The organism is Streptomyces sp. NPDC001270 (genome assembly GCF_042896695.1).
Taxonomy (GTDB): Bacteria; Actinomycetota; Actinomycetes; order Streptomycetales; family Streptomycetaceae; genus Streptomyces.
The window spans coordinates 23,321-48,909 of sequence record NZ_JBIAXM010000051.1 but is presented as its reverse complement, the minus strand read 5'-3'; the positions used below and the strand labels follow the sequence as shown (position 1 = coordinate 48,909).

22 protein-coding genes and 2 pseudogenes are annotated in these 25,589 nt (G+C 72.4%); 13 read left to right on the top strand and 11 right to left on the bottom strand.

Translation table 11 applies throughout. From position 1 onward, the window contains the following. Both ACFY2B_RS42485 and ACFY2B_RS42480 read left to right on the top strand, forming a co-directional pair. Positions 1-94, top strand: a pseudogene (locus ACFY2B_RS42485) (chitinase); the annotation flags it as partial. 104 nt (positions 95-198) lie between these two features. Next, a complete protein-coding gene (locus tag ACFY2B_RS42480; RefSeq protein WP_390768428.1) occupies positions 199-948 on the top strand; it encodes an NPP1 family protein in 750 nt (249 codons plus the stop codon). Between the two features lie 90 nt (positions 949-1,038). On the opposite strand, the gene ACFY2B_RS42475 is transcribed toward ACFY2B_RS42480, so the two are convergent. From ACFY2B_RS42475 to ACFY2B_RS42460, 4 genes are all read right to left on the bottom strand, one after another. Continuing rightward, entirely contained in the window at positions 1,039-1,542 is a 504-nt protein-coding gene (locus ACFY2B_RS42475) for a hypothetical protein (protein WP_390768425.1), read from the bottom strand. 175 nt (positions 1,543-1,717) lie between these two features. Beyond that, positions 1,718-2,185 carry an SRPBCC domain-containing protein gene (locus ACFY2B_RS42470; protein WP_390768424.1) on the bottom strand — a complete coding sequence of 156 codons (468 nt, stop codon included), beginning with the start codon at positions 2,183-2,185 and terminating at the stop codon, positions 1,718-1,720. A 75-nt stretch (positions 2,186-2,260) separates the two neighbouring features. Next, positions 2,261-2,902, bottom strand: a complete 642-nt coding sequence (locus ACFY2B_RS42465; RefSeq protein ID WP_390768423.1) for a class F sortase — start codon at positions 2,900-2,902, stop codon at positions 2,261-2,263. 108 nt (positions 2,903-3,010) lie between these two features. Continuing rightward, positions 3,011-3,742: a hypothetical protein gene (locus ACFY2B_RS42460; protein ID WP_390768422.1), complete on the bottom strand. Its 732-nt coding sequence runs from the start codon at positions 3,740-3,742 to the stop codon at positions 3,011-3,013. Positions 3,743-3,918: 176 nt separating this feature from the next. Between ACFY2B_RS42460 and ACFY2B_RS42455 the strand changes: the two genes are divergently transcribed. Then, positions 3,919-4,359: a VOC family protein gene (locus tag ACFY2B_RS42455; protein ID WP_390768421.1), complete on the top strand. Its 441-nt coding sequence runs from the start codon at positions 3,919-3,921 to the stop codon at positions 4,357-4,359. Between the two features lie 125 nt (positions 4,360-4,484). Here the strand turns inward: ACFY2B_RS42455 and ACFY2B_RS42450 are convergent, their stop codons facing one another. Next, positions 4,485-4,937: a flavodoxin family protein gene (locus ACFY2B_RS42450; protein WP_390768420.1), complete on the bottom strand. Its 453-nt coding sequence runs from the start codon at positions 4,935-4,937 to the stop codon at positions 4,485-4,487. A 253-nt stretch (positions 4,938-5,190) separates the two neighbouring features. On the opposite strand from ACFY2B_RS42450, the gene ACFY2B_RS42445 reads away from it, so the two are divergent. Then, entirely contained in the window at positions 5,191-6,555 is a 1,365-nt protein-coding gene (locus ACFY2B_RS42445) for an FAD-dependent oxidoreductase (protein WP_390768419.1), read from the top strand. Between the two features lie 63 nt (positions 6,556-6,618). On the opposite strand, the gene ACFY2B_RS42440 is transcribed toward ACFY2B_RS42445, so the two are convergent. Both ACFY2B_RS42440 and ACFY2B_RS42435 read right to left on the bottom strand, forming a co-directional pair. After that, positions 6,619-7,815, bottom strand: a complete 1,197-nt coding sequence (locus ACFY2B_RS42440; protein ID WP_390768418.1) for a GDSL-type esterase/lipase family protein — start codon at positions 7,813-7,815, stop codon at positions 6,619-6,621. Between the two features lie 83 nt (positions 7,816-7,898). Further along, positions 7,899-8,467 (bottom strand): annotated as a pseudogene (locus ACFY2B_RS42435) (TetR/AcrR family transcriptional regulator). 71 nt (positions 8,468-8,538) lie between these two features. Here ACFY2B_RS42435 and ACFY2B_RS42430 point away from each other — a divergent pair. The 4 genes from ACFY2B_RS42430 (at position 8,539) to ACFY2B_RS42415 (ending at position 11,766) form a co-directional block, all read left to right on the top strand. Continuing rightward, positions 8,539-9,030, top strand: coding sequence for an FBP domain-containing protein (locus tag ACFY2B_RS42430; protein ID WP_390768417.1), 492 nt, complete (start codon positions 8,539-8,541; stop codon positions 9,028-9,030). A gap of 389 nt (positions 9,031-9,419) precedes the next feature. Continuing rightward, positions 9,420-10,583 (top strand): hypothetical protein, encoded by a 1,164-nt coding sequence (locus ACFY2B_RS42425; RefSeq protein WP_390768416.1) that lies wholly within the window; start codon positions 9,420-9,422, stop codon positions 10,581-10,583. 134 nt (positions 10,584-10,717) lie between these two features. Next, positions 10,718-11,005 (top strand): DUF1232 domain-containing protein, encoded by a 288-nt coding sequence (locus ACFY2B_RS42420; RefSeq protein ID WP_390768415.1) that lies wholly within the window; start codon positions 10,718-10,720, stop codon positions 11,003-11,005. A 41-nt stretch (positions 11,006-11,046) separates the two neighbouring features. Beyond that, entirely contained in the window at positions 11,047-11,766 is a 720-nt protein-coding gene (locus ACFY2B_RS42415) for a 2-phosphosulfolactate phosphatase (protein ID WP_390768414.1), read from the top strand. Between the two features lie 23 nt (positions 11,767-11,789). Here the strand turns inward: ACFY2B_RS42415 and ACFY2B_RS42410 are convergent, their stop codons facing one another. Further along, on the bottom strand, positions 11,790-12,794 hold the full coding sequence (locus ACFY2B_RS42410; RefSeq protein WP_390768413.1) for an AraC family transcriptional regulator: 1,005 nt from the start codon (positions 12,792-12,794) through the stop codon (positions 11,790-11,792). 674 nt (positions 12,795-13,468) lie between these two features. Here ACFY2B_RS42410 and ACFY2B_RS42405 point away from each other — a divergent pair. After that, positions 13,469-16,213, top strand: a complete 2,745-nt coding sequence (locus tag ACFY2B_RS42405) for a SpoIIE family protein phosphatase (protein ID WP_390768412.1) — start codon at positions 13,469-13,471, stop codon at positions 16,211-16,213. A 109-nt stretch (positions 16,214-16,322) separates the two neighbouring features. On the opposite strand, the gene ACFY2B_RS42400 is transcribed toward ACFY2B_RS42405, so the two are convergent. Further along, complete coding sequence (locus ACFY2B_RS42400; RefSeq protein ID WP_390768411.1) at positions 16,323-18,167, bottom strand: glycoside hydrolase family 15 protein; 1,845 nt, start codon at positions 18,165-18,167, stop codon at positions 16,323-16,325. 200 nt (positions 18,168-18,367) lie between these two features. Between ACFY2B_RS42400 and ACFY2B_RS42395 the strand changes: the two genes are divergently transcribed. From ACFY2B_RS42395 to ACFY2B_RS42380, 4 genes are all read left to right on the top strand, one after another. Beyond that, entirely contained in the window at positions 18,368-18,574 is a 207-nt protein-coding gene (locus tag ACFY2B_RS42395) for a hypothetical protein (protein ID WP_376528381.1), read from the top strand. A 169-nt stretch (positions 18,575-18,743) separates the two neighbouring features. Next, positions 18,744-20,132, top strand: coding sequence for a Si-specific NAD(P)(+) transhydrogenase (sthA, locus tag ACFY2B_RS42390; protein WP_390768427.1), 1,389 nt, complete (start codon positions 18,744-18,746; stop codon positions 20,130-20,132). Positions 20,133-20,430: 298 nt separating this feature from the next. Further along, positions 20,431-21,903, top strand: coding sequence for an APC family permease (locus ACFY2B_RS42385; protein WP_390768410.1), 1,473 nt, complete (start codon positions 20,431-20,433; stop codon positions 21,901-21,903). A gap of 12 nt (positions 21,904-21,915) precedes the next feature. Next, on the top strand, positions 21,916-22,875 hold the full coding sequence (locus ACFY2B_RS42380) for a hypothetical protein (protein WP_390768409.1): 960 nt from the start codon (positions 21,916-21,918) through the stop codon (positions 22,873-22,875). A gap of 121 nt (positions 22,876-22,996) precedes the next feature. Here ACFY2B_RS42380 and ACFY2B_RS42375 read toward each other — a convergent pair whose 3' ends face one another. Together ACFY2B_RS42375 and efeB are read right to left on the bottom strand one after the other, a co-directional pair. Next, on the bottom strand, positions 22,997-24,157 hold the full coding sequence (locus ACFY2B_RS42375) for a HoxN/HupN/NixA family nickel/cobalt transporter (protein ID WP_390768408.1): 1,161 nt from the start codon (positions 24,155-24,157) through the stop codon (positions 22,997-22,999). 128 nt (positions 24,158-24,285) lie between these two features. Continuing rightward, positions 24,286-25,569: an iron uptake transporter deferrochelatase/peroxidase subunit gene (gene efeB / locus ACFY2B_RS42370; RefSeq protein WP_390768407.1), complete on the bottom strand. Its 1,284-nt coding sequence runs from the start codon at positions 25,567-25,569 to the stop codon at positions 24,286-24,288. Positions 25,570-25,589: the final 20 nt, after the last annotated feature.

The window sequence follows — 25,589 nt, the reverse complement described above, 5'->3', positions numbered from 1 at the left end:
CAAGAACCCGGCCCAGGTCCAAAGCCGCGTCGACGCCTACCAGCGCTTCACCCAGATCCTCGGAGTCACCCCCGGCGGCAACCTCTACTGCTGACCGGCCGCCGCGTCCCACGAGTGAGGAATCCCGTGCGCAATCCCCTGTCCCCCACCAGGAACGGACCGCAGTCGCCACCCCGCCCCGGGCGGGTCCGGCGGCGGCTGTGGTCCGCGCTCGCCGCCACGACCGGCGCGCTCGCGCTGGTCGTGGCGCTCCCCGGCAGTGCCGGCGCGGACGTGCTGCAACTGCTCCCGCAGAACGCCGACGGCCTGGAGCAGACCTTCTCCCCGGCCTACGACTACGACGGTGACGGCTGCTACGCCACCGCGGCCATCGGCGCCGACGGCACCATCAACCCCGGCCTGAAGCTGGGCGGCGACGTCAACGGGCACTGCCACGACTACGCCCAGCTGGCCAACGCCAACACCTACTCGCGCGAGAAGTGCAACAACGGCTGGTGCGCCGTCGTGTACGCCAGCTACTTCGAGAAGGACCAGGCGACGCTGGGGCCCGCGGCCATCGGGCACACCCACGACTGGGAGCACGTCGTGGTGTGGATCAACAACAACGAGATCCAGTACGTGTCGGTGTCACAGCACAGCGGCTACCAGGTGGCGGCCCGCTCGGCGGTGCGTTTCGACGGCACCCACCCGAAGATCGTCTACCACAAGGACGGCGCCTCGACCCACTGCTTCCGGTTCGCGGGCGCCAATGACGATCCGCCCGAGAACGCCACCGGCGGCTGGTTCTTCCCGCGCCTCGTCGGCTGGAACGGCTACCCGTCCGGCTTCCGCGACAAGCTCATGAGCGCGGACTTCGGTGACGCGACGATCAAGATCAAGGACGGTGACTTCGAGTACGCCCTGGCGCACTCGATGCCCGCTGGCCTCCCGTTCGACCCCAACGCCTGACGAGCGGCAGCGAAGGCCCGCCACGCCTGACGCACCATGCCGAAGGCCCGCCGCAGCGTCCGGACGGGCCTTCGGCGCGTCCGGGCAAGATCAGCCGGCCGGCCGGAGGTCGGTGATCTTGAGGGTCCGGAGATCGGACCGTACGTCGATCTTCGTGACCTGGGCGCGGGGACCGTCGCTCCAGGTCAGGGTGACCCGGTTCGTCGCGTGGCCGCCGCCCGAGCCGGTGGCGGCGACCTTCCACTTCACCGGCACGTTCTGGGCGAACAGGATGCCGTCGGCGTGCTCCTTCGCCTCGTACGCCTCGACCTTCCTGCGGGCGTCGGCGGTCAGATAGAAGGCGCGCAGCGCCTTGGCGTCGGCGCCCGCCGCGGGGTCCTCGCCGTCCCAGACGGAGTCGATGTACGCACCGTAGAAGTCGGCCACCCGCTGGGTGGCGCTGCGCGGGTCGCCCTGGACGGTCGGCGCGGACGCGGCCCGGCCGCCGGTGTGGGCGGTGCCGGTGCCGGCCAGGGCCGGGGCGACGGCGGTGAGGGAGAGCGCCGCGGTGACCGCGGCGGCGGTGAACAGGGTCCTGCGGATTCGGACGGACATGTCGTCGTTCCCCCGGTTCGGTTGCGGCCGGTGCGGTCCCGGCCGTCGACGGATCGTAAGACCCCGTTCCACCCGCAAAGGTTCCGATACATCCCGGAAAACTCCATGTGATCCGAAATGGGGAATAAATTACGCCGGACTCCGGCCCACAGCTGTCCTTTCCGGTCGGATCAGGTCATCGGTGAGCTCCGTCCTCGACCAGCCGGGTGAGGTTCGCCAGGGACATCCGGGTGCCCAGTTCGTTGTCCTCGCGGGGGACGGCGTCCGGCAGGCCCTCGTGGACCATCAGCACATCCGTGGCACCGTCCGCCTCGGTGAGCGTGGTCGTCATCGTCATCGTGCCGCGCAGGGCCTCGTCGTCCGTCTCGAACTCGATCTCCTCGACGACCAGTTCGTCCGGCACGAGACGGGTGAAGCGGCCGTGGTAGGTGTCCGTGTGCTCGCCGGACTTTCCCGGCCCGCCCGGACCGGCGTAGGTGAGCGACACCCGGAACGCGCCGCCCTCCCTGGCGTCGAAGGTGTGCACGACGGCGGTCATGCCGTCCGGCGCGCGCCAGACGGCGACCGCGGCCGGGTCGAGGAGCGCACGGTAGACAGCGGCGCGGGGCGCCCTGACGCGCCCGGAGACTCGTGTGGCGTACATGCCGTCAAGTTACTGCTCCGCACTGACAGCCCGGGCCGGGCCGCGGTGCCCGGGTCCGCTGCCGGGGCCCGGGTGTCAGACGAGGTGGGCGAAGACCACCAGGTTCTCCGTGTAGTCCGCGGCCCCGCGGTCGTAGTCCCCGGCGCAGGTGATCAGGCGTGCCTCCGCGCGGGGCGCGTCCGCGTAGACACGGCGGTCGGGGAAGTCGTCCTTCTCGAACTTCTCGGAGCTGTCGACCACGAAGTCGGCGTCCTTCCCGTCCTCCCGCCGCACGGTGAACCGGTCCCCCGCGCTCAGCTCGTCCAGGCCGGCGAAGACGGCGGCGGAGGTCTTGGTGTCGACGTGCCCGGCGATGATCGCGGTGCCGGTCTCTCCAGGGGTGACGCCCTTGACGTACCAGCCCACGAGGTTCACGTCGTCGGCCGGCGGCGGCTGGAGTTGCCCCGAGTCGCTCAGCGACAGTTCGGTGAACGGGGCGTCGACGCCGATCTTCGGGATGAGCAGGCGCGTCGGCCGGGACCGGGGCAGTTGTCCGGCGGCCGGACGGGCGTGGGACGCGGCGCCTCCGGCATGCGCCGGCCCGGCGGCGCTGTCGTTCGTCTTTCCGCCGATCAGGCCGGCGGCGACGAGGACGATCGCGACACCCCACATCATCATGCGTTCACCGGAGAGCGGTTCCCGCTGGGCGGGGGTCGGGGACGACTCAGGAGCTGCCATCGGACACCACCTCACTCGCGCACGGCAGCGCAGCGGTCACGGCGGGCGGGCGGCCGGCCGCCGGCGCGGAGCGCTCGGCGGCCGCGGCCCGAGGATCGCCGTCGCGGGTCAGAACGCCGACCCGCCGGCGTGCTTGCGGCGCAGCGCGTAGACGCCGGTGCCGAGGAAGGCCACGACGGCCAGGCCGCCGGCGGTGACGCCCGGGTCGGCGAGCCCGCCGCCGCCGGTGTGCATGCCGCCGCTGGGCCGCTCCTCGTTCCACGAGTCCTTGTTGCGTTCGTTGTCGGAGCCCTTCTCCTTGTTCGAGCTCTTGTCGGAGTTGTTGTTCCGGTAGGTCTCGGGGTCGAACCTGCTGCTGTCGCCGCTGTCCGAGCTCCAGTCGCTGCTCGTGATCGCGGACAGCGCACCGCCACCGGTGTGCACCCCGCCACGCGGACGGTCACGCTCGCCCTCGTCACCATGGCCATGGCCCTTCGCCAGGGCAAGCGCACCACCACCCGTGTGCACCCCACCACGCGGACGGTCACGCTCGCCCTCGTCACCATGGCCATGGCCATGGCCCTTCACCAAGGCAAGCGCACCACCACCCGTGTGCACCCCACCACGCGGTTCGTCGCGCCCGCCCTCGTCACCATGGCCGTTCAGCCCGGTGAGCGCGCCGCCACCCGTGTGCACTCCGCCACGCGGTTCGTCGCGCCTGCTGTCGTCCCCTTGTCCCTTGTTGTACGAAGAATCATCACGGCTTCCTTGGTCGCTTCCCGAGGCATGGGCGCCAGGGGCGGCGAACGCGAGGGCGGCCGAGGCGGCCGCCGTGGCCAGGATCATGCGGGCAGAACGCATCTGGGAGTCCTTCCGCCGTGGCGCGGGCAGCCGACACCGCATCAGCTGAGATCACCCGGCTCCGACATGAACCACCGTCAGTCACACCTTCCGCCCGCACCATCCGGGCCGCCCAGCCGGGTTACCGCCGCACCCCACCCGGACCACTGTGTCCCGTTCCGGGGCACAGTGCGGGTATGACCTCGCGCGGCAGGAACCCACTGGCCGACGGCCGCGTGGCGACCGGACTCCCCCCCGCGCGGGATCTGGAGCGCGCACGGCGTTTCTGCTCCGAGAAGCTCGGTCTGGAGCCCGTCGACGAACGCCCCTGCGGCCTGCTCTACCGGTGCGCGTCCGGGGAATTCCAGCTGTTCCGGTCCGCCGGGGCCGCACCGGGAACGTTCACCCAGACGTCCTGGCAGGTCGACGACATCGAGACGGCCGTGTCGGAACTGCGGCACCGCGGTGTGGTCTTCGAGGAGTTCGAGCCGGCCGCGGTGTACGGAGGCGGCCGGACCGAGGACGGGATCGCCGAGGTCGAGGGGCACTTCCGCAGCACCGGCGCCCGGGGCGACCACGGCGCCTGGTTCCGCGACAGCGAGGGGAACATGCTGAGCATCGGCCAACCGCGGTACTGACCCCGCCCGGACCCCCATGACCGACCCGATCGGCTCCGCCTGCTCACCCGACCGGGACCCGTCCGCTCACCCGACCGGGCTCCCTGCTCACCCAGCCGGGATCCCGCGTCGGCGGCGGGTTCCGCTCAGTCCGCCAGGCCCGCCGCGACGGTCGCGCCCAGCTCCCAGCACGCCTCGATGTCGGCCTTGGCCGGCTCACCCGTCACGGTCACGGCCTCGGCCGCGTTGCGCCAGCCGAGACCGGTGGTGATCGACTCCATCCCGCGCACCGCACCGGTGACGTCGTTCCCGCCGTGCACGTAGTAGCCGAAGGGCCGGCCGCGGGTCTCGTCCAGGCAGGGGTAGTAGATCTGGTCGAAGAAGTGTTTGAGGGCGCCGGACAGGTAGCCGAGGTTCGCCGGAGTGCCGAGCAGGTAGCCGTCCGCGGCCAGCACATCGCTCACGGTCGCGGACAGCGCGGCCCGCCGTACCACCCGTACCCCCTCGATCTCGGGTGCCGTGGCACCGGCCACGACGGCCTCGAACATCGCCTGGCAGTTGGGCGACGGGGTGTGATGCACAATCAGCAAGGTAGCCACACTCCGCACCCTGCCGTGGCGGCGCGGCCCCGCGCAAACGGCGCCCCGGCGGCCCTCGGCGCGACGCCCTCGTCGCCCGGCCCGCAGCGCGGACGGCCGCCGTCGGGCCGGTCGGACGGGGTACGGCAGGCCCACCGGCAAGGCATAAGATCGGCTTATGGCGTCATAGATCGGACCCGCGTACTAACTTAGGTCTGCCTTAGCTTAGGCTTCCCGTTCGAGTCGCCTGTCATCGCTCGAAGGGAACCTGATCATGCCGCGCCCCCTGCGGGTAGCCATAGTCGGAGCCGGCCCGGCCGGGATCTACGCCGCCGACGCCCTGCTCAAATCCGAGGCGGCGGCCGAACCCGGCGTCTCCGTCGACCTCTTCGAGCGGATGCCCGCGCCCTTCGGTCTGATCCGCTACGGCGTCGCCCCCGACCACCCCCGCATCAAGGGCATCGTCACGGCCCTGCACCAGGTGCTCGACAAGCCGCAGGTCCGGCTGTTCGGCAACGTCGACTACCCGACCGACATCAGCCTCGACGACCTGCGCGCCTTCTACGACGCCGTGATCTTCTCCACCGGCGCGATGGCCGACCGAGAGCTGCGCGTCCCGGGCATCGACCTGGACGGCTCCTACGGTGCCGCCGACTTCGTCTCCTGGTACGACGGCCATCCGGACGTGCCGCGCACCTGGCCGCTGGAGGCCGAGAAGGTGGCCGTGCTCGGCGTCGGCAACGTCGCGCTCGACGTGGCCCGCATCCTGGCGAAGACGGCGGACGAGCTGCTGCCGACCGAGATCCCGCCGAACGTGTACGCCGGTCTGAAGGCCAACAAGGCCCTGGAGATCCACGTCTTCGGCCGACGCGGACCGGCCCAGGCCAAGTTCAGCCCGATGGAGCTGCGTGAGCTGGACCACTCCCCCAACGTCGAGGTCGTCGTCGACCCCGAGGACATCGACTACGACGAGGGGTCGATCGCGACCCGGCGCGGCAACAAGCAGGCCGACATGGTCGCCAAGACGCTGGAGAACTGGGCCATCCGCGATGCCGGTGACCGGCCGCACAAGCTGTTCCTGCACCTCTTCGAGTCACCGGCCGAGATCCTCGGCGCGGACGGCAAGGTCACCGGGCTGCGCACCGAGCGCACGGCCCTGGACGGCACCGGCAACGTCAAGGGCACCGGGACCTTCAAGGACTGGGACGTCACCGCGGTCTACCGGGCCGTCGGCTACCTGTCCGAGAAGCTGCCCAAGCTGCCGTGGGACATCGAGTCCGGCACGGTCCCGGACGAGGGCGGCCGGGTCATCGAGGAGAGCGGCGCGCACCTGCAGTCGACGTACGTCACCGGCTGGATCCGGCGCGGCCCGGTCGGTCTGATCGGCCACACCAAGGGCGACGCGAACGAGACGGTGTCCAACCTCCTGGACGACCATGCGAACGGTCGCCTGCACACACCGGACTCACCCGCGCCGGAGGCCGTCGACGCCTTCCTCACCGAGCGGAACGTCCGTTTCACCACCTGGGACGGCTGGTACCGGCTCGACGCCGCGGAGAAGGCCCTGGGCGAGCCCCAGGGCCGGGAACGCGTGAAGATCGTCGAGCGCGAGGACATGCTCCGGGAGAGCGGGGCGTAGCACCCGGCTCCGGATGAAAGGGGCCGACGGCATGCGCCGTCGGCCCCTTTCGTGCGTCAGCCGTCAGCCGCCCTGGCCGGCCCGGACCGCGAAGGGCCCGTCGGCGGCGAAGGCGTGTGCCGCGAAGCGTTCGGCCATCCGGCGGTGGGTGGCGGCGTCCGGGTGCAGTCCGTCGGGCAGCGGCAGTTCGGCGCTGTCGGACGCGCCGTACAGGTCAAGGCCGTCGAGGTGGTAGAGGTTCGGGTCGTCGGCCGCCCGCTGGGCCACGATCCGGGCCAGCTCGTCACGGATGACGGTCAGGGTCAGCTTGCCCGCGGCGCGCTCCGCCGGATCGCCCGCGGCCCGGAAGCTCAGCCGGCCCTCGCTGAGGGCGCCGTAGTCCGGGAGGCTGGGGCCGGGCGTGTCCTCGTGCAGGGGGCAGAGGATGGGCGAGACGACCAGCAGCGGCGTGGTGGGGTGGCCCTCCCGGACGGTGTCGAGGAAGCCGTGCACAGCGGGACCGAAGGCCCGCAGCCGCATCAGGTCGGTGTTGACGAGGTTGATGCCCAGTTTGAGGCTGATCAGGTCGGCCGGGGTGTCCCGCAGGGCACGGGCGGTGAAGGGGTCGAGCAGCGCACTGCCGCCCAGGCCCAGGTTGATCAGCTCCACGCCGCCGTGCGCGGCGGCCAGCGCGGGCCAGGTGGTGGTGGGGCTCGCGGCGTCGGAACCGTGGCTGATCGAACTGCCGTGGTGCAGCCAGGTCCGGCGGCCGTGGTCCGCCGCGGGCTCGACGGGGGCGTCGGTGCGCAGGGCCACGAGTTCGGTGGTCTCGTTGTGCGGCAGCCAGATCTCTATGTCCTTGGCGCCCTCGGGCAGCCCGGTGAACACGGCGGTGCCAACCGGGCCGGCCTGGAATTCCGTGGCGCCGGTGACCAGGTCGATGGTGAGTGTGTCGCCGCCGGACACGGTGGCCTGCCCTGCCGGACTGCCGTCGACGAGCAGGTCGTAGACCCCGTCGGGCCGGGGCGGGGCACCGGTGTAGACGCGCTTGGTGGGCACCGTGTCCAGGGCGATCGCGGTGGCCCGGGTGCGGAACACCACCCGTACGCCGGAGGGTTGGGCCTCCACCATGGCGAGCTGGGGGTCGGCGCACTGGGCGCGGGCCCGGGCGGGCAGCCGGTGGGGCAGCAGCCCGCGTTCGGTGCGCTCCAGGTCGAGGACGCCGCGCAGCAGCTGAGCGGTCAGGGGGGTGGTGATCCAGTCGTTGTCGGTGGTGCTCATGTTCCAGCCTGTTGATCGAGGTCGTCGTCGGGTGCGTGCGGCCCGTGCGGAGCCGGCGTCACTGCCGGGTCCGCACGGGCGGGTCAAGGTGCGGGCCAGCTCCGCAGCAGCGCGTCCAGGGCGTCCAGGACGCGCCTCCAGGTCACCTCGGTGTCGGGGGCGCTGTGGCTGAATCCGCCGCCGATTTCCAGGCTCACGTAGCCGTGGAGGACGCTGCCCAGCAGCCGGACGGCGTGGGTCTGGTCCGGTTCGGTCAGGTCGTAGCCGCGCAGCAGGGCGCGGGTCATCTGGGCGTGCCGGACGCCCGCGCTGGCGGCGGCCGTCTCCGGGTCGAGCCGGGCTGGGCCGCGGCGTAGCGGCCGGGGTGCGCCCGGGCGTAGTCGCGGTAGACGTCGGCGAGGGCGGTCAGGGCGTCCTTGCCCGCCCGGCCGGCCAGCGCGTCGGCGGCCCGGTCGGCGAGTTCCTCCAGGGCGAGCAGGGCGATGCGGGTCCTGAGGTCCTGGGAACTCTTCACATGCGAGTACAGGCTCGCGACCTTGACGTCGAAGTGCCGGGCGAGCGCCGAGACGGTCACCTGCTCGAAGCCGACCTCGTCGGCCAGTTCCGCACCCGCCCGGGTCAGTCGCTCCGGGGTCGGTCCCGCACGTGCCATAACCATCCTCCCATTCTCCGAGAAAGATTATGCATTTGCCTAAATCATTTAGGCAAATTAGCGTGGCCTTCATGAAGCCGCTGACCGAGCAAGAGATCCGTTCCGCGTTCGTGAACTGCACCAAAGGCGAGGCGAAGCGCCTGTCCGTCCCCCGTGATCTGGCCGACCGGCCCTGGGACGACCTGGACTTCCTCGGCTGGCGCGACCCGCAGGCACCCGACCGCGCCTACCTCGTCACGCTGTCGGACGGCGGGCCCAGGGCCCTCGCGCTGCGCACCTCGAACGCCACGTCCTGGCAGCTGCGGCGGAGCATGTGCTCGATGTGCCTGACGACCCACACCGGCGGCGTGTCCCTGATGGTGGCGGCACGGGCGGGGCGGCGCGGGCAGCAGGGCGACTCGGTGGGCGCCTACATCTGCAGCGATCTCGCCTGCTCGCTGTACGTACGCGGCAAGAAGGACGCGGGCACCGGCGGGCGGCTCCAGGAATCGCTCACCCTGGAGGAGAAGATCCGGCGGACGGTGACGAACCTGGACGCCTTCATCGCCAAGGTGACGGCGTGAACGGAGCGCGCCCCGAAGCGGATGGCGGGCGGGCCCCGTTCGACGGTCCGTTCTCGTGCGCCGGACGGTTCACCGGCACGGGTGAACCGGGGCCGGGTACGGCGCACCGCGCACACCCCGGGTGCGACGGGCACCACCGGCGGGCGGGACGACGGGACGCCCTGCCCGCGCAGCGGCTCGCGGAAGCCCCCTGTTCTTCCTGCCCAGGGCGCTTCGGCCGAGTCACGGCGCCGCGGACCCGCGGTGCTCGGGAGGGCCGTCGCCCACCCGTGTCCGAGCCGCCGCGAAGGGCCGTCACTCGCCGTCCGGCTGTGCGGACCCGGCGGACGGGCCGCGATCCGAAACGGTGATACTGGGTGGCGCACGCCGACTCCACCATAGATGGGCCCATGTCGAACTCCGCCAGCGACCGCTCCACGATCCCCGGCACGGTGTGGCAGGCCCGCGGCCGCCACGTCGGAGCCTCCCCGCAGGACGTCGTCCGGCGCACGCTGCGCCGGCACCGGGACGGCGAAGTCCTCGACGACTTCGCCGAACCCCCCGTGCCCGAGGGCGCGACCGGGCGGGTCTTCGAGGCACGTTGGCGGGTCGACGGCGACGTCCCGGTGCGGGCCCGCCTGACGTTCGTCCCCCAGGGCGGCCGGACGGACGGGCGGGAGTGGCGGCTGGTGGCGGAGGCGGAACGGCCGTGGGAGGACCACTGGCCCTCCCCCGCCACGATGTTCTGGCCCGACGCGGACGACGTCGCCTGGGACCACCACCACGCCGTCGCCGGACTGCGGCTGCGTGCCGTCAACCCCGTCCCCACGGACGACAAGGCCATGCGCCGCGTCCTGCGGGACGCCGTACGCGGGTCCTGGTCCGTCCAGTTGGTCGTGCACGAGGCCATGACACCGGACGAGCAGGGCAGAGGACCGCTGGCCCGGCTGCTGCCCCCGGGGCTGCGCCACCGGGTGCTGGAGCACCGGGCCGCTCCCCACCAACTGCGCGCCGTCAACTGGGCGTTGCGCGACCTCGGTGTGGAACTGCCGCGCGGTGGGGCGGTGATCCTGCCCCCGCAGCCCGCCCCGGACGGCTACGACGGCGGCGAGTACGCGGCGCGCAGCGTCTTCCTCGACGGCACGGAACCCGCCGACCTCGTCGACGTGCTGCGGCGCTTCACCGCCCTGCCGAAACCGCCGCCGGAGGGCGCCGCGGAGGCGCTGGCCGACCTGCGTGAGAACTGGACCCTGATCACCCTGGCGGAGGAACTGGCCCGTGCACGCGGGCTGGTGGCGATGTACGCCGAGGCGCTGGAGGCGATGACCAGGTCCCGCGACCTGTACCGGGAGGCCGCCGAGAAGGCCCACGAGGCACTGGCCGCCTACCGCGACGCGCCCGCACCGCCGGCGGAGCGGCCCGAGCCGCCCGAGCCCGCGGCGGCGTCCCCGCTGCATCAGTTCACGCGGACGTTCGCGCGGCTGAAGGTCGGCACCAAGGGACTGCGCGCCCCCGGTGGGACGGACACCGGACGGGACGGGGACGAGCCCGGAGAGGGGGACCCGCCGTCCTGACCGGCCGTCCGGGTGCCATGTCCGCCGCCTGACCGGGAAGAGAACGAAGTACGGAAGGCCGGGTAAGGCACGAGGAGGGCCGGAGAAGGCCGCGGCGGGGACGCGACAGGGACGGCAGACCGACGGGAGTTCCGATGGACACGACCACGACAGTGATCCTGGTCGCCGCCGTGCTCGCGGCCGCCGTGCTCGTCCTGGCCGTGGTGCTGCTGGTCCGGCTGGTCCGCGCCCGGCGGGCGCTCCGGCGGGCCGGGCTGCCCACGGGACCACGGTGGATCTTCTGGGGTGCCGTCCTCTACCTGGTCCTGCCGGCCGACCTGCTGCCCGACCCGGTGTACCTGGACGACATCGGCGTGCTGCTGCTCGCCCTGCGCAGTCTGCGCACCGGAGCGACGCCGGGGACCGGCGGCACACGGTCCTGAATCCTGCACGCGCCCGCGGGTGCGTGCCGCACCATGGGCTGATGCGTCCCCACTGCACCGGCATCCCCCGGCCCTCGCGCACGGACGCCCCACGGCTCTGCGCACCACCCGAGGTCGCCGTGGTCGTCGACGTGATGCGCGCCTTCACCGTCGCCGCCTGGGCCTTCCGGCGGGGCGCCGAGAAGATCGTCTTCGCGGCGACCCGGGCCGAGGCTCTGGCGCTGAAACACCGCCGCCCGGACTGGCTCACCGTCCAGGACGGTCCGCCGATGCCGGGGTTCGACCTCGTCAACTCACCCGCGCAGCTCCGGGACCTCGACCTCGGGGGCCGCACCCTCGTGCAGCGGACCACCTCCGGAACGGCCGGGGCACTCGCGATGGCCGACGCCCGGCTCCTGTTGTGCGCGAGTTTCGTGGTGGCGGAGGCGACCGCGGCCGTGCTGCGCCGGGCGCGGCCGGCGGAGGTCACGTTCGTGGTCACCGGGGACGACGGCCGGGCCGCGGAGGACCTGGCGTGCGCGCAGTACATCGCGGCGCGGGCCGCCTGCAGTGCCACGCCTCCCGGGCCGTACCTCGACCGGGCCCGGCGCTCCGCCGGTGCCGAGCGGCTCGCCGACGCGGTACGGCGCGGCCTGCGCGGCGTACACGCCGACGACGCGGAGCTGTGCCTGGTGGCAGACGCCTTCCCCTTCGCCATGGCCGCCGCCCGTGAGGACGGTCACCTGGTACTGCGGCCGACCCGGAACCCGCTCCCCCGCTGACCGCCGGTCAGCCGGTCAGCCGGTCAGCCGGACCGCAACGTCTGCGAGGGCAGCTCACCGAAGCGGGCCCGGTACTTCTCGGCGAACCGCCCCAGATGCCCGAAGCCCCACCGGTAGGCCACCTCGCTCACGGTCGTCGCGTCCGGGTCGGCGGCGCTCAGTTCGGCGCGGACCTTCTCCATGCGGACGCCCCGCAGATAGGCCATGGGCGAGCTGCCGATCTGCCGTCGGAACACCTCCTGGAGCCAGCGCACGCTCACACCGGCCAGGTCGGCGAGTTCCGTGGTCGTGTACGGGTGTTCCGGGCGGGCCTGGACGGCGTCCACGACACGTTTGACCGGGCGGGCGTAGCCCTGCGGGGCGGGCCGGTCGAGGGCGGCCCGGTAAGGGTGGTCGGCGGCCAGCAGGAGGCCCGTCAGCAGGGCGTCCCGCATCGGGGCCGCCAGCAGGGGGCGACGCAGCATCCCGTGCTCGTCGCCCATCTCCTGGACGACCAGCGCGACGAGCCGGCTCCAGGTGCGGCCGGGCCCGGAGGTCAGGTCCATGGTGGGCGCGAGCCGCAGCGCGGGACGGACGGTGTCGCCGGTGAGGGCCTCAAGATGGTGGACGAGGACGGCGGGCTCGACCTTCACCGCGTGCAGCCGGCACTCGCGGCTCCAGCGTTCCAGGGTGGTCCTGCCGTCCGGCTGGAACACCTCGGCCCGCTCGGGGGTGGCCAGCGACGGGTCGTGGGCGCCCTGCCGCCACAGCAGGTGACCGGCGAGGGGCAGATCCACGTGGTAGGCGCCCAGTTCCTCGAAGCGCATGCGCACATCGGCGCCGCAGCGCAGTTCGCCCACGGTGAGCGGGCCGAGCCGGGCCATGTCGAAGTCCGCGTCCAGGGACTGCTCCGGGTCGAGCAGGTCGATGAAGGTCGAGTAGAACATGGCCCCGATCGCGGTGCGCGCCTCGTCGAGGTCCGCCGTCCGCACGGCGAGGTGCGCACCTGCCGGGTCCGCGGGTTCCGGGAACTCAGCGATCTCCGCCACGGGACGCCCCTGCTCTGTTTGGTCTGGACCTGTCGAGCTGTCAAGGGTAGGCGTCCCCGGGCCGCCCGCCGGGGGACCCACGACCGACACCGGCCGCCGCACGCCGCCTGACCAGGGCTCCACGGCGCGTTGACCGCACCGTGGTCCGCGGGTCACCCGGGTGGCGGACGCGGCCCGGGCGGAGCCGACGACGCGTGGGAACGGAGAGCGGACAGACACTGGGCGGAGCCGACGACGCCCGAAAGCAAGGGACAGACAGGCAACCCGGCGGAGCCGACAACGACCGAAACAGGGAGCGGACAGACACTGGGCAGAGCCGACGACGACCGGGAACGGAACGGACGGCCCTAGGGCGCGGCACGGCCCTCGGGCGCGGCACGGCCGTCGGGGCGGGGCCGACCGGGGATGACCGCCGGGAGCCGGATCCCGCACCGCGCCGCCGGGCACATGCCGGAACGCCTGTTCCCCCGACGGCGTAGCCGCCTGCCCGGCCCCCGCGCCCGGCCCCGGGCAGCGCGCCCCCGCCCGGCCCCCGCCCGGCCCGTGGCGCGCCCGCTGCCACGGGACGGCGCGTCGGCGGCGGGGCGCAGGCATGCGCCCGAGAGGGGATCAACGGTCGTCACCTCGGGTGGCGCCTCTCGCCTCCTACGGCCGGGCAGTGTAGACATGGGCACATGGTCCGCCTGCACGGCCGGCCCCATCCACGGCCGCTCCATCCTCCCGGGGACCCGCACGCACGACCGGTGCCGCGGGAGCAGGGCGCGAACGGGCGGCGCCGCGTCGGCGGACGGCTGCGGTCGGCGCTGGGCGGGAGCAGCTTCGCCGCGCAGGTGTTCGTCTTCCAGGTGGTGATCGTGCTGCTGCTGGTCGTGTCGGCGGTGGTGGCACAGCTGCTCCAGGTGCGGCACGACAGCAGCATGGAGGCCCGCAACCGCTCCCTGGCCGTCGCCGAGACGTTCGCCAACGCGCCGGGCACCGTGGAAGGACTGCGCAGCCCGGATCCGACCGCCGTCCTACAGCCGAGGACGGACGCCGCCCGCACGGCGGCCGGTGTCGACTTCATCGTCGTGATGAACCGGGACGGGACCCGCTACACGCATCCCCAGTCGGACCGCATCGGCAAGAAGTTCATCGGGAACTTCGGCCCCGCGCTGTCCGGGCACATCGTCACCGAGCAGATCAACGGGACCACCGGCCCGGTGGTGCAGGCCGTGGTGCCCGTGCGGGCGCCCGACGGGTCGGTGGTGGGCGCGGTGTCGTCCGGCATCACGACCGCCCACGTCGGCGGGCTGGCCGACCAGCAGATGCCGCTCCTGCTGTCGTCCGCCGCCGCCGCGCTCGCCGTGTGCACGGCGGGCACGGCGCTGGTGAGCCGGCGACTGCGGCGGCAGACCCGGGGCCTCGGCCCGAACGAGATGACCCGGATGTACGAGCACCACGACGCGGTGCTGCACGCGGTCCGCGAAGGCGTGCTCATCGTGGGCAGCGACGGCCGGCTGCTGCTCGCCAACGACGAGGCGAAACGCCTCCTGGACCTGCCCGCGGACGCCGAGTGCCGGTATGTGCTGGAGCTCGGACTGGACGCGGACACCGCCGCCCTGATCGCCTCTGGGCGGGCCGCCACCGACGAGGTGCACCTCGTCAAGGACCGGCTGCTGGCGATCAACCAGCGGCCCACGAACCTGCACGGCGGTCCGATGGGCAGCGTCACCACACTGCGCGACTCCACGGAACTGCGCGCCCTGTCCGGCCGGGCGGAGACGGCCCGCGAACGCCTCGACATGCTGTACGACGCCGGGGTCGGCATCGGCACCAGCCTGGACGTGACCCGCACGGCCGAGGAGCTGGCGGAGCTGGCCGTTCCCCGGTTCGCCGACTTCGTCACCGTGGACCTGTACGAGTCCGTCCTCAGCGGTGAGGAGCCGCAGCCCGCTCTCGCGCTGTGCCGGGTGGCCGGCAACGGCGTCCGGCGCGACGCTCCGCTCTACCCGGTGGGCGAGCGCATCCGCTTCGTACCGTCCTCGCCCCAGGGCCGTAGCCTCGCCACCGGCCAGTCCGTGGTCGAGCCGCTGCTCGGCGAGGCGATCGGCTGGCACACGCAGGACGTCAAGCGGGCCGCCCAGGTGTTGGAGTACGGCATCCACTCGCTGGTCACGGTGCCGCTGCGGGCGGGCAGCCTGGTCCTGGGCCTGGCCAACTTCTGGCGTTCGCGCAGGCCCGATCCGTTCGACCAGGAGGACCTGGCCCTCGCCGAGGAGCTGGTCGCGCGCGCCGCGGTGTCCATCGACAACGCCCGCCGCTACACCCGCGAGCACAGCATGGCGGTCACGCTCCAGCGCAGCCTGCTGCCGCGCACGCTGCCCGAGCAGGGCGCGCTGGAGGTCGCCTACCGCTATCTGCCGGCCCAGTCCGGGGTGGGCGGCGACTGGTTCGACGTCCTGCCGCTGTCCGGTGCCCGGGTCGCGCTGGTGGTCGGGGACGTGGTCGGGCACGGGCTGCACGCCGCGGCCACGATGGGCCGGCTGCGCACGGCGGTGCACAACTTCGCCGCCCTGGACCTGCCACCGGACGAACTCCTCGGTCTGCTGGACGAGTTGGTGGGCCGTATCGACCAGGACGAGACACCGGCCGACCGCGGCACGGTGGTCACCGGCGCGACCTGTCTGTACGCGATCTACGATCCGGTCTCCCGCCGCTGTTCCCTGGCCCGGGCGGGCCATCCGCCGGCCGCCCTGATCCGGCCGGACGGCACCGTCGAGTTCCCGGACGTCCCGGCCGGACCGCCGCTTGGCCTCGGCGGTCTGCCGTTCGAGACGGCCGATCTGGAGCTGCCGGAGGGCAGCCGTCTCGTGCTGTACACCGACGGGCTGGTCGAGGACCGGGACCGGGACATCGACATCGGCCTCGACCTGCTGCGGACCGCTCTGGAGGAGGCAGGCGACTCGCCCGAGGAGACCTGCCGGGCCGTCCTCGACCGGCTGCCGGCCCGGCCCAACGACGACGTCGCCCTGATCGTGGCGCGCACCCGCGCGCTCGGCCCGGACCGGGTCGCCGACTGGCGGGTGCCGACCGACCCGGCGGCCGTCTCGGACGTACGCGCCGCGGTGATCAGGCAGTTGGCGCAGTGGGGGCTGGAGGAGCTGACGTTCACCACGGAGCTGATCCTGAGCGAGCTGGTGACCAACGCGATCCGCTACGGCCGTGCCCCGGTCGGCGTGCGGCTGCTCCGCGACAGCAGCCTGATCTGCGAGGTCACCGACGGCAGCACGACCTCGCCGCACCTCAGGTACGCCGCGAGCACGGACGAGGGCGGCCGCGGCCTGTTCCTCGTCGCCCAGCTCGCCGTCCGCTGGGGCACCCGGTACACCCCCTCCGGGAAGGTCATCTGGGCGGAGCAGCCGCTGTCGGCCCCGCTGTGAATCCCCGTCGGGACCGGGTCCGACAAGGGACGCCTCCGCTGGACCGCCGGCGAACCGACCCGGCACGAGGCGGCACCCGGGCCGGGTGGCGGCCGGTGCGGCGGGCCGGTCAGCCGAGGGCGCGGTCCAGGTTGAAGGCGGCGCTGATCAGCGAGAAGTGGGTGAACGCCTGCGGGAAGTTGCCCTGCTGCTCGCCGGTGCGGCCGATTTCCTCCGCGTACAGGCCCAGGTGGTTCGCGTAGGTCAGCATCTTCTCGAAGGCCAGCCGGGCCTCCTCCAGCCGTCCGGCGCGCACCAGCGCCTCGACGTACCAGAAGGAGCAGATCGAGAACGTGCCCTCGTCGCCGCGCAGCCCGTCCGGGCTGGCCTGCGGGTCGTAGCGGTAGACCAGGGAGTCGGAGACCAGGTCCTCGCCCAGGGCGTCCAGGGTGGACAGCCACTTCGGGTCGGTGGGCGCGATGAACTTGGCCAGCGGCATCATCAGCAGGGAGGCGTCGAGGACGTCGCCGTCCTCGTACTGGACGAAGGCGCCGCGCGCCGACGACCAGCCGTGGTCCATGATCCGCCGGTAGATCGTGTCGCGGCTCTGCCGCCACTGGGGCAGGTTGGCGGGGAGCCCGCGCCGGTTGGCGAGCCGGATGGCGCGCTCGATGGCGACCCAGCACATCAGCCGCGAGTACAGGAAGTTCTTGCGGCCGCCGCGGGTCTCCCACACCCCCTCGTCCGGCTGGTCCCAGTTGTCGCAGACCCAGTCCACCAGATGGCACACGTCGTCCCACTGGGCACTGGAGATGGGCTGGGCCCACTTGTCGTAGAGGTAGACCGAGTCGATCAGGGCGCCGTAGATGTCGAGCTGGAGCTGGTCGGCGGCGGCGTTGCCGACCCGGACCGGAGCGGAGCCGAGGTGTCCCTCCAGGTGGGGCAGCTCGCGTTCGGGCAGATCGGTGCGGCCGTCGATGCCGTACATGATCTGCAGCGGGCCGGAACCACCGCCGTCGCCGACGCTGATGTGCGTGGTCAGGAACCGCATGAACGCCTCGGCCTCGCCGGCGAAGCCCAGCCGCAGCAGCGCGTACACGCAGAAGGCGGCGTCGCGGACCCAGACGTAGCGGTAGTCCCAGTTGCGCTCGCCGCCGATCTGCTCGGGCAGGCTGGTGGTCGGGGCCGCGACGATGGCGCCGGTCGGCGCATAGGTGAGCAGCTTGAGGGTGAGCGCCGAGCGGTGCACCTGCTCCCGCCACCGCCCGCGGTACTGGGACTGGTGCAGCCAGTGGCGCCAGTACGCGACCGTGGCGGCGAACTCCTGCTCGGCCTCGGCGCGGGCGCAGCCGCGCGGCAGCACTTCGTCGCCGACCCGGTCGAGGGCGAACACCGCGGCCTCGCCCTCGACGAGCTTGAAGTCGGCGCGGACGTCCACGCCGTCGCTCTCCAGCGTCACGGTGGAGGTGAGGCTCAGGGAGAGATCGGCAGAGGCGAACAGGGCCGTGTCGCCCTGTACGCGCAGGGTGTGCGGGGCCGCGCCGTAGTCGAAGCGCGGGGCCACCCGGACCCGGAACGGAATCGTTCCGCGGACGCACAGGACGCGCCGGATCAGACGGTGCCGGTCGCACTCGGCGGTGGCGGTGGGATCCCCGGTGACCGGCATGAAGTCCTGGACCTCCCCCACCCCGTCCTCGGTGAAGAAGCGGGTGATCAGCACGTTGGTGTCCGGGAAGTAGAACTGCTTGGTCCGGGCCGGTACGGCGGCGGCCAGCTCGAAGGCCCCGCCGCGCTCGGCGTCCAGGATCGCCGCGAAGACGCTGGGTGCGTCGAAGGAGGGGCAGCAGTACCAGTCGATCGTGCCGTTCGTGCCCACCAGGGCCACGGTCTGCAGGTCGCCGATCAGTCCGTGCTCGGCGATCGGCAGATACCGGGAGTCGCCGGGCAGGTCCCGGTGGTATGGCATCTCGGACATAACGGCAGCCTCCCGGGGACGGGCGTGCGGGCTGCTACCAGCTTAGGAGCGAAGGTTCCGGTCCGGCACGGCCGCGGGCCGGGGGCCCGGCGCCAGCCCCCTTCCGGATGCACTCGGCGCCCCGGCGGTGAATCGTGAGAGTGTGCCGCTCTCGCGGCACGGGTGCCGATGCGGGCACACGGACCCCAGGAGGAGCCACCATGTCGACGTCAGAACCCGAGACATCCTGGTCGCCCGACGATCACTGCACCCCGGACGCCCTGCTGCACTCGGCCCCCAGCGCCGGTGTCGGCCCGGAGGACCTGGTCCTCGCGGCGGGCAGGGACATCACCCCGGCCAATCTCGAATGGGCGCGCCGGAAGCTGGACTCGGAGGGCCGGGCCGCCGTGGAGAAGCTGCTGCCCTGAGCGCCGGGCCGGGGGGCCGTGCCCGGGTGCGGCGCCGGCGACCCGGGCCGGGCGGACCGCCCGCCGCACCACCGTGCCGCGCCGCGGACGGTGATCGTTTCGGGTGCGCCCTTCCGGAGGGTGCTCCGGGGCTGCCAGACTCCGGTGGGTGCCCGACTTCGACTTCGACATGCTCGTCATCGGATCCGGACCCGGCGGTCAGAAGGCCGCCATCGCCGCGGCCAAGCTCGGCCGCCGGGTCGCCGTCGTAGACCGCCCCGACATGGTCGGCGGGGTCTCCATCCACACCGGCACCATCCCCTCCAAGACGTTGCGCGAGGCGGTGCTGTACCTGACCGGCCTCACCCAGCGGGACCTGTACGGACAGAGCTACCGGCTGAAGGAGGACATCACGGTCGCGGACCTGACCGCGCGCACCCGGCACGTGGTCGGCCGGGAGGTCGACGTCATCCGCAGCCAGCTGTCCCGCAACCACGTCTCCCTGTTCGCCGGAACCGGCCGGTTCGTCGACCCGCACACCGTGTCGCTGCGTGAAGCGGCCGGCCACGAGCGGCTGTTGAGCGCCGAGCACATCGTGATCGCCACCGGCACCCGCCCGGCGCGGCCGGACAGCGTCGAGTTCGACGGGCGCACGATCATGGACTCGGACAACGTGCTGTCGCTGGAACGGGTCCCGCGGTCCATGGTGATCGTCGGCGCCGGCGTCATCGGCATGGAGTACGCCAGCATGTTCGCGGCGCTGGGCAGCAAGGTGACGGTCGTCGAACGGCGGCCGGGAATGCTCGACATGTGCGATGTCGAGGTCGTCGAGTCACTCAAGTACCACCTGCGGGACCTGGCCGTCACCTTCCGGTTCGGGGAGACCGTCGCCGCCGTCGAACGCCATCCCCGTGGCACGCTGACCGTCCTGGAGAGCGGCAAGAAGATCCCCGCCGACACGGTGATGTACTCCGCGGGCCGGCAGGGCCTCACCGACGGGCTCGACCTGGACAAGGCGGGCCTGAGCGCCGACCGGCGCGGCCGGATAGCGGTGGACGAGCACTACCGCACCGCGGTGGAGCACATCTACGCGGTCGGTGACGTCATCGGCTTCCCCGCGCTGGCCGCGACCTCGATGGAACAGGGCCGGACGGCGGCCCACCACGCCTGCTCAGAGCCCGTGGGGCGCATGCACAACCTGCAGCCGATCGGGATCTACACCATTCCGGAGATCAGTTTCGTAGGCCGCAACGAGAACCAACTGACCGAGGAGCGCGTGCCGTTCGAGGTGGGCGTGGCCCGCTACCGGGAGCTGGCCCGGGGGCAGATCATCGGCGACTCGCACGGCATGCTGAAGCTGCTGGTCTCCCCCGAGGACCGCGCGCTGCTCGGTGTGCACTGCTTCGGCACGGGCGCCACCGAACTGATCCACATCGGACAGTCCGTGATGGGCTGCGGCGGGACGGTCGACTATCTCGTCGACGCCGTCTTCAACTACCCGACGCTCGCCGAGTCGTACAAGGTCGCCGCTCTCGACGCGACCAACAAGCTGCGGCAGATCGACCGGCTGGCGGACTGAACGCCCGCCAACGGCGTTCTTCCTGGTGGGAGTTGGGCCGACGGGGGAAACACGGGATTTCCCGCTGATCAATCTTGCAAGGGCGAAGGGCACCGCTATCATCACACCCACACTCGGTGTAACCGAGTGCCGACGCTGGGCTCATCGGTGGCCACCGCCCCTCTTTCCTCCTCCGGCCCGCCTCCGACCCCGAGGCCAACCCTCTCCGGGTCACGGGCGGGTCCCCCACCCCCCCCACTCCGTACGTCCTCGGGCCGGGCCGCCCGGGCGCCGTGCACAACCGGAAAGCAGCGCAACCATGAGCAACAACAGGGGCAGAGGGCTGCAGGCAAACGCCCTCGGTATGTTCGACACCGTGGTCATGGCCGTCGCCGGCAGCGCACCGGCGTACTCGCTGGCCGCGACCACCGCCGTGCTGGTCGGCGCGGTGGGCCTGGCGAGCCCGGCGGCGCTGTTGTACTGCGCGATCCCGATGCTGGGCATCGCACTGGCGTTCGCCCAACTGAGCCGGATCGACGTGAACGCGGGCGCGAGCTACTCCTGGGTGGGGCGCACGCTGCACCCGTCCCTGGGCTTCGTCAGCGGCTGGGCGCTGGTGGTCTCGGCGACCATCTTCATGGTGGCCGGTTCGCTGCCCGCGGGCGCGATGACGCTCGCCCTGTTCGACGAACGGCTCGCCGACGACACCGCGCTGGCCACGGTGGTCGGCGCCGGGTGGTTCCTGGTCATGCTGGGTGTGGTGCTGGGCGGCGCCCGGATCACCGTACGGGCCCAGTTGCTGATGTCCGGCGTGGAACTCGTCCTGCTGACGGTGTTCGCCGCGCTGGCCGTCTTCCACACCGGCAACGCCCGTCCGTTCGACTGGTCCTGGCTGGGCTTCGGCCAGTTCGACGGGTTGTCCGGGTTCGCGGCGGGCGCGCTGATCGCCGCCTTCTACTACTGGGGGTGGGACGTCACCAGCAACCTGAGCGAGGAGACCCGCAACAGCCGGCGAACGACCGGACTCGCGGGGCTGATCGGTCTGGGTGTGGTGTTCCTGCTGTTCGAGGTGTTCACCATCGCCGCGAACGTCGTCCTCTCCTCGCAGCAGATCGCCCGGAACGGGGCGAACGTCCTGGCCGTGCTCGGCGAGGAGATCCGGCCCGGCTGGGGCGGCAAGCTGCTGGTCGTCGCGGTGATGCTGTCCACCATCGCCACGCTGGAGACGACACTCATCCAGGTCACCCGGTCGCTGTTCGCGATGGGCCGCGACCGGACCATGCCGTCCGTGCTGGGCCGGGTGCACCGCACCTGGAACACCCCGTGGGTGGCGATCGTCGTCGTGGGCGCGGTGGCTCTCGCGATGCTCGTCGCCGCCAACGCCCTCGGCACGGTCGGTGAGATCCTCTCCGACGCGATCTCCGCGATCGGTCTGCAGATCGCCGTGTACTACGGCCTCGCGGGACTCGCCGCGGTCGTCGCCTACCGCAAACTCCTGTTCACCTCGGTGCGCCATCTGGTCCTGGGCGGGCTGTGGCCCCTGTTCGGCTCCCTGTTCATGTTCTGGATCTTCGTCGAGTCGCTGGACGAGCTGAGCGGCGCGGCCGTCACCATCGGCATCGGCGGCCTCGCCGTCGGGCTGCTGCCGATGTTCTGGTACTGGCACAAGGGCAGCGACTACTACCGGCCGGCCAGACTGGACGCCACGCGCACGGTCGAGGCGGAGTACGTCATGGACGACCGCACGGCCGCGCGCTCCCGCGTCCACGAGGGCCTCCCCACCGACTTCTGAGGGGCGAGCCCGATGGCGCGAGACCGGTTCACACCCGAATTCGACCCCGACTGCGGGGACGCTCTCCTCACCTCCGCCCGCCAGGACATCGTGATCGGCCGCTGGCAGGGGCTCCGTGACCTGCTGCGGGCCACGGGTGGCGACTGGCCGTCACGGGGGCACCGGATGCGGCTGCTGGCGCAGTCATGTGCGGGCAGTACGACGGTGGAGTCCTGGCTGGCCGCCGAGCCGCACAGCCCCGACGCGCTGGTGCTGCGGGCGGCGACGGAGACGGCCCGGGCCTTCACCCTGGCCGTCGCGGCGGGCCGGGGCGTGCCGATCGACCGGGAGCGGATCGACGCGGCCGTACTGGCCTGCCTGCGGGCCACCGAGGCGTGGCCGGCCGACCCGACGCCCTGGGTCTCGCTGATCTCGGTGGCCCGGCTGTATCCGACCGGGGTACGGCGGCGGGAACTGGCGCGCTGGTGGGACGAGTTGCACCGGCGCGACCCGTACAGCGTGGAGGGCCACCTCCAGGTGCTGCACTACTACTCGGCGCGCTGGCACGGCACCCACGGCCTCATGTACGACTTCGCCCGGGACGCGGCCGGAGTCGCCCCGCCCGGCTGCGCGCTGCCGGTGCTGGTGCAGTACGCCCGGGTCGAGGAGTTCCGTTACGCCCAGGACGGCACGCAGGGCCGGCGGTCCGCGGTCGGTCTGGGCCAGCACTGGGACCACGACGGCGCCGTCGGCGATGTGCGCCGTACCTGGCAGCGGTGGGTCGTGGGCCGGGGCGACGGCGGCGTCGTCCCCGCCGAGCTGCGCGACCTGAACCACCTCGCCCATGCGGCGTGCCACGCGGGCAGCACGGACATCGCCTCCGCGCTCCTGCGCATGCTGGGCCGCCGCGCCACCCGCACCCCGTGGTCGTACACGGGCGACCCGGCGCAACAGTTGCTGCGGTGGCGCCGTGAACTGGGCCTGCGGGGGTGACGGCGGCCGAGTCCCGGCAGAACCGGGCGCACCCCGTAAGGGGCGTGCGGGTCCGTCCGCGCCCCGGAAGGAGCGCGGCCCTGACATACCGCCACCGCGACCGCGGCCCGAAGGCCGCGCGTCACGACCCCTCGGGCGGAGCGCCCCGCCCGAGATGGGCCGTCCACTTCTCCTCGATGCGGCCGAGCCGCCAGACCAGCAGGGCGACCACCCAGGTGACGACGAACAGGACCGCGATGACGATGCCGAGGGTGTTGAGGTCGAGGCCGCCGATCCAGTCCCAGAAGGGGCCGTGCAGGTGGAGCCGGTCGGCGAGCAGGCCGAGGAGTTCGGCCGTGCCGATGAGCAGGGCGACGGCGACGGACAGACCGGTGACCGTGAGGTTGTAGTAGACCTTGCGGACCGGTTGGGAGAACGCCCATCCGTAGGCGAAGTTCATGAACGAGCCGTCGATCGTGTCGAACAGCGACATGCCCGCCGCGAACAGCACGGGCAGGCAGAGGATGGCGTACCAGGGCAGGCCCGAGGCGGCGCCGGATCCGGCGAGCACCAGCAGCGCCACCTCCGTCGCCGTGTCGAACCCGAGGCCGAACAGCAGGCCCAGCGGGTACATCTGCCAGGGCTTGGTGATCGACCTGGTGACACGGCCGAGGAAGCGGTTCATGAAGCCGCGGGCGGCCAGTTGCTCCTCCAGGGCGGCCTCGTCGAAGCGGCCGGAGCGCATCCCGCGGAACACCTTCCCGATGCCGACCAGCACGACCAGGTTGATCGCGGCGATGACGTACAGGAACGTGCCGGAGACCGTCGTGCCGATCAGTCCGGTCACCTCGTGGAGCCGGGAGCCGTCGTCCCGGACCGGTCCGGCCAGCGTCTTCACGCCGAGGGAGAGCAGCAGGGCCAGCCCGAAGACGATGCTGGAGTGCCCGAGGGAGAACCAGAAGCCGACCGACAGGGGCCGCCGGCCCTCGCCCATCAGCTTGCGGGTGGTGTTGTCGATGGCCGCGATGTGGTCGGCGTCGAAGGCGTGCCGCATGCCGAGCGTGTACGCGGTCACGCCGATGCCGATCCCGAAGGTCTTGGTGCCGAGGCTGTAGTGGTGGGGCGCGACGAGCGCCACCAGCGTGAACCAGCCGACCACGTGCAGCCCGATGACGGCGGCGGCCATCGCGCCGGCCCCGGCCCACTCCTGCCGCGTCAGGGAACCACGGACGCGCTGCCGGACCGAGGGTTTCGCCCCGGACCGGGCGGGGACGGGCGGAGTGGTGCCGGGAGCGGCCGTCATCGGGAGGTTTCTTCCATCCGGTCAGTCGTGTGCGCACGGCTGCCGTCGACAGCCACTCACCATCCTTACGTACTTGCAAATGATGTGCAGTAAAGCCCGCGGCAGGCGTTGACCATGGAACCGGAAAGTCAGGCCGCCAGCAGCCCCCGGCCGAGCCAGTCCCTGGAGTCCCTGACGCCCGGCAGCGCGAAGAAGTAGCCGCCACCGGTCGGCGAGATGTAGTCGACCAGGGGTTCGTCGATCAGCCTGGTCTGGGTGGCCTCGAACTGCCGCCTGACGTCCTGCTGGTAGCAGCAGAAGACCAGGCCCATGTCGAGGTCGCCGACGCCGTCGACGCCCCGGTCGTAGTTGTAGCCGCGGCGCAGGATGCGGGTGTCGTCACTGGCCGAGGTGCGCGGGTTGGCGAGCCGGATGTGCGCGTCGAGCGGGATCGCCGTGCCGTGCGGGTCCTTGGCGTACTGCGGTGCGTCGGTCTCCTTGGCGCCGTCCAGCGGGGCACCGGTGTCCTTGCGGCGGCCGATCATCTTCTCCTGCTCGGTGAGCGAGACCCGGTCCCAGAACTCCACCAGCATCCGGATGATCCGGACCACCTGGTAGCTGCCGCCGGTCGCCCACTCCGGCTCGCCCTGCCCGGCGTCGACCCAGATGAGGCGGTCCGTCTCGCGGGCCGAGGTGACGTCCGGATTGGCCGTGCCGTCCTTGAAGCCGAGCAGGTTGCGCTGGGTGCCGGTGGGGCGCGGCACGTTCTGGAAGCCGTCGACGCGCCACTTGATCTGCATGGCTCCACGGGTGTGCCGGGCGATGTCGCGCAGCGCGTGCAGCACGGTGTCCTGGCGGTCGGCGCACAGTTGCAGCGACAGGTCGCCGTGGCACTCGGCGGCGTTCAGGTGGTCGTTCGGGAACGTCTTCATCGGCGTGAGCCGGCTCGGCCTGGCCTTCGCCAGTCCGTAGCGGTCGTCGAAGAGGGAGGAGCCCACGCCCACCGTGACGGTCAGCGCGTCGGCGGGGACCTCTGGCCCCAGGATGCCGTTGTCCGAGGGCGGCGCGCCGACGCCGAGGTCGTCGGGGGCGCCGCCGGCGGTGAGGAAGCGGGCCCGTTCGGTGAGGGTGCGCAGCAGATCGGTGAGGCCGTTGCGGTCGTCGGCGATCACGTCGAAGGAGACGAAGGCCGCGGCGGCGGGCGCGGGGGTGACGATGCCCGCCTGGTGGGCGCCGTGGAAGGGCACCTTGGTGTCGCCGGCGGCGCCGTCCGCCGCCTGTGCCTGTCCGGCCCCGCTCTGGCTCAGCGCGAAGCCGCCGCCGGCCAGGGCCGCGCCCGCCGCCCCGGCGCCGAGGGCGGTGCGCACGAAGGTGCGGCGGCCGTGGCCGGCGGGGCAGCCGCTGTGCGGGGCGGGCGTTTCGGCGGACGGCATGGGGGTGTTCCCTTCGGGGC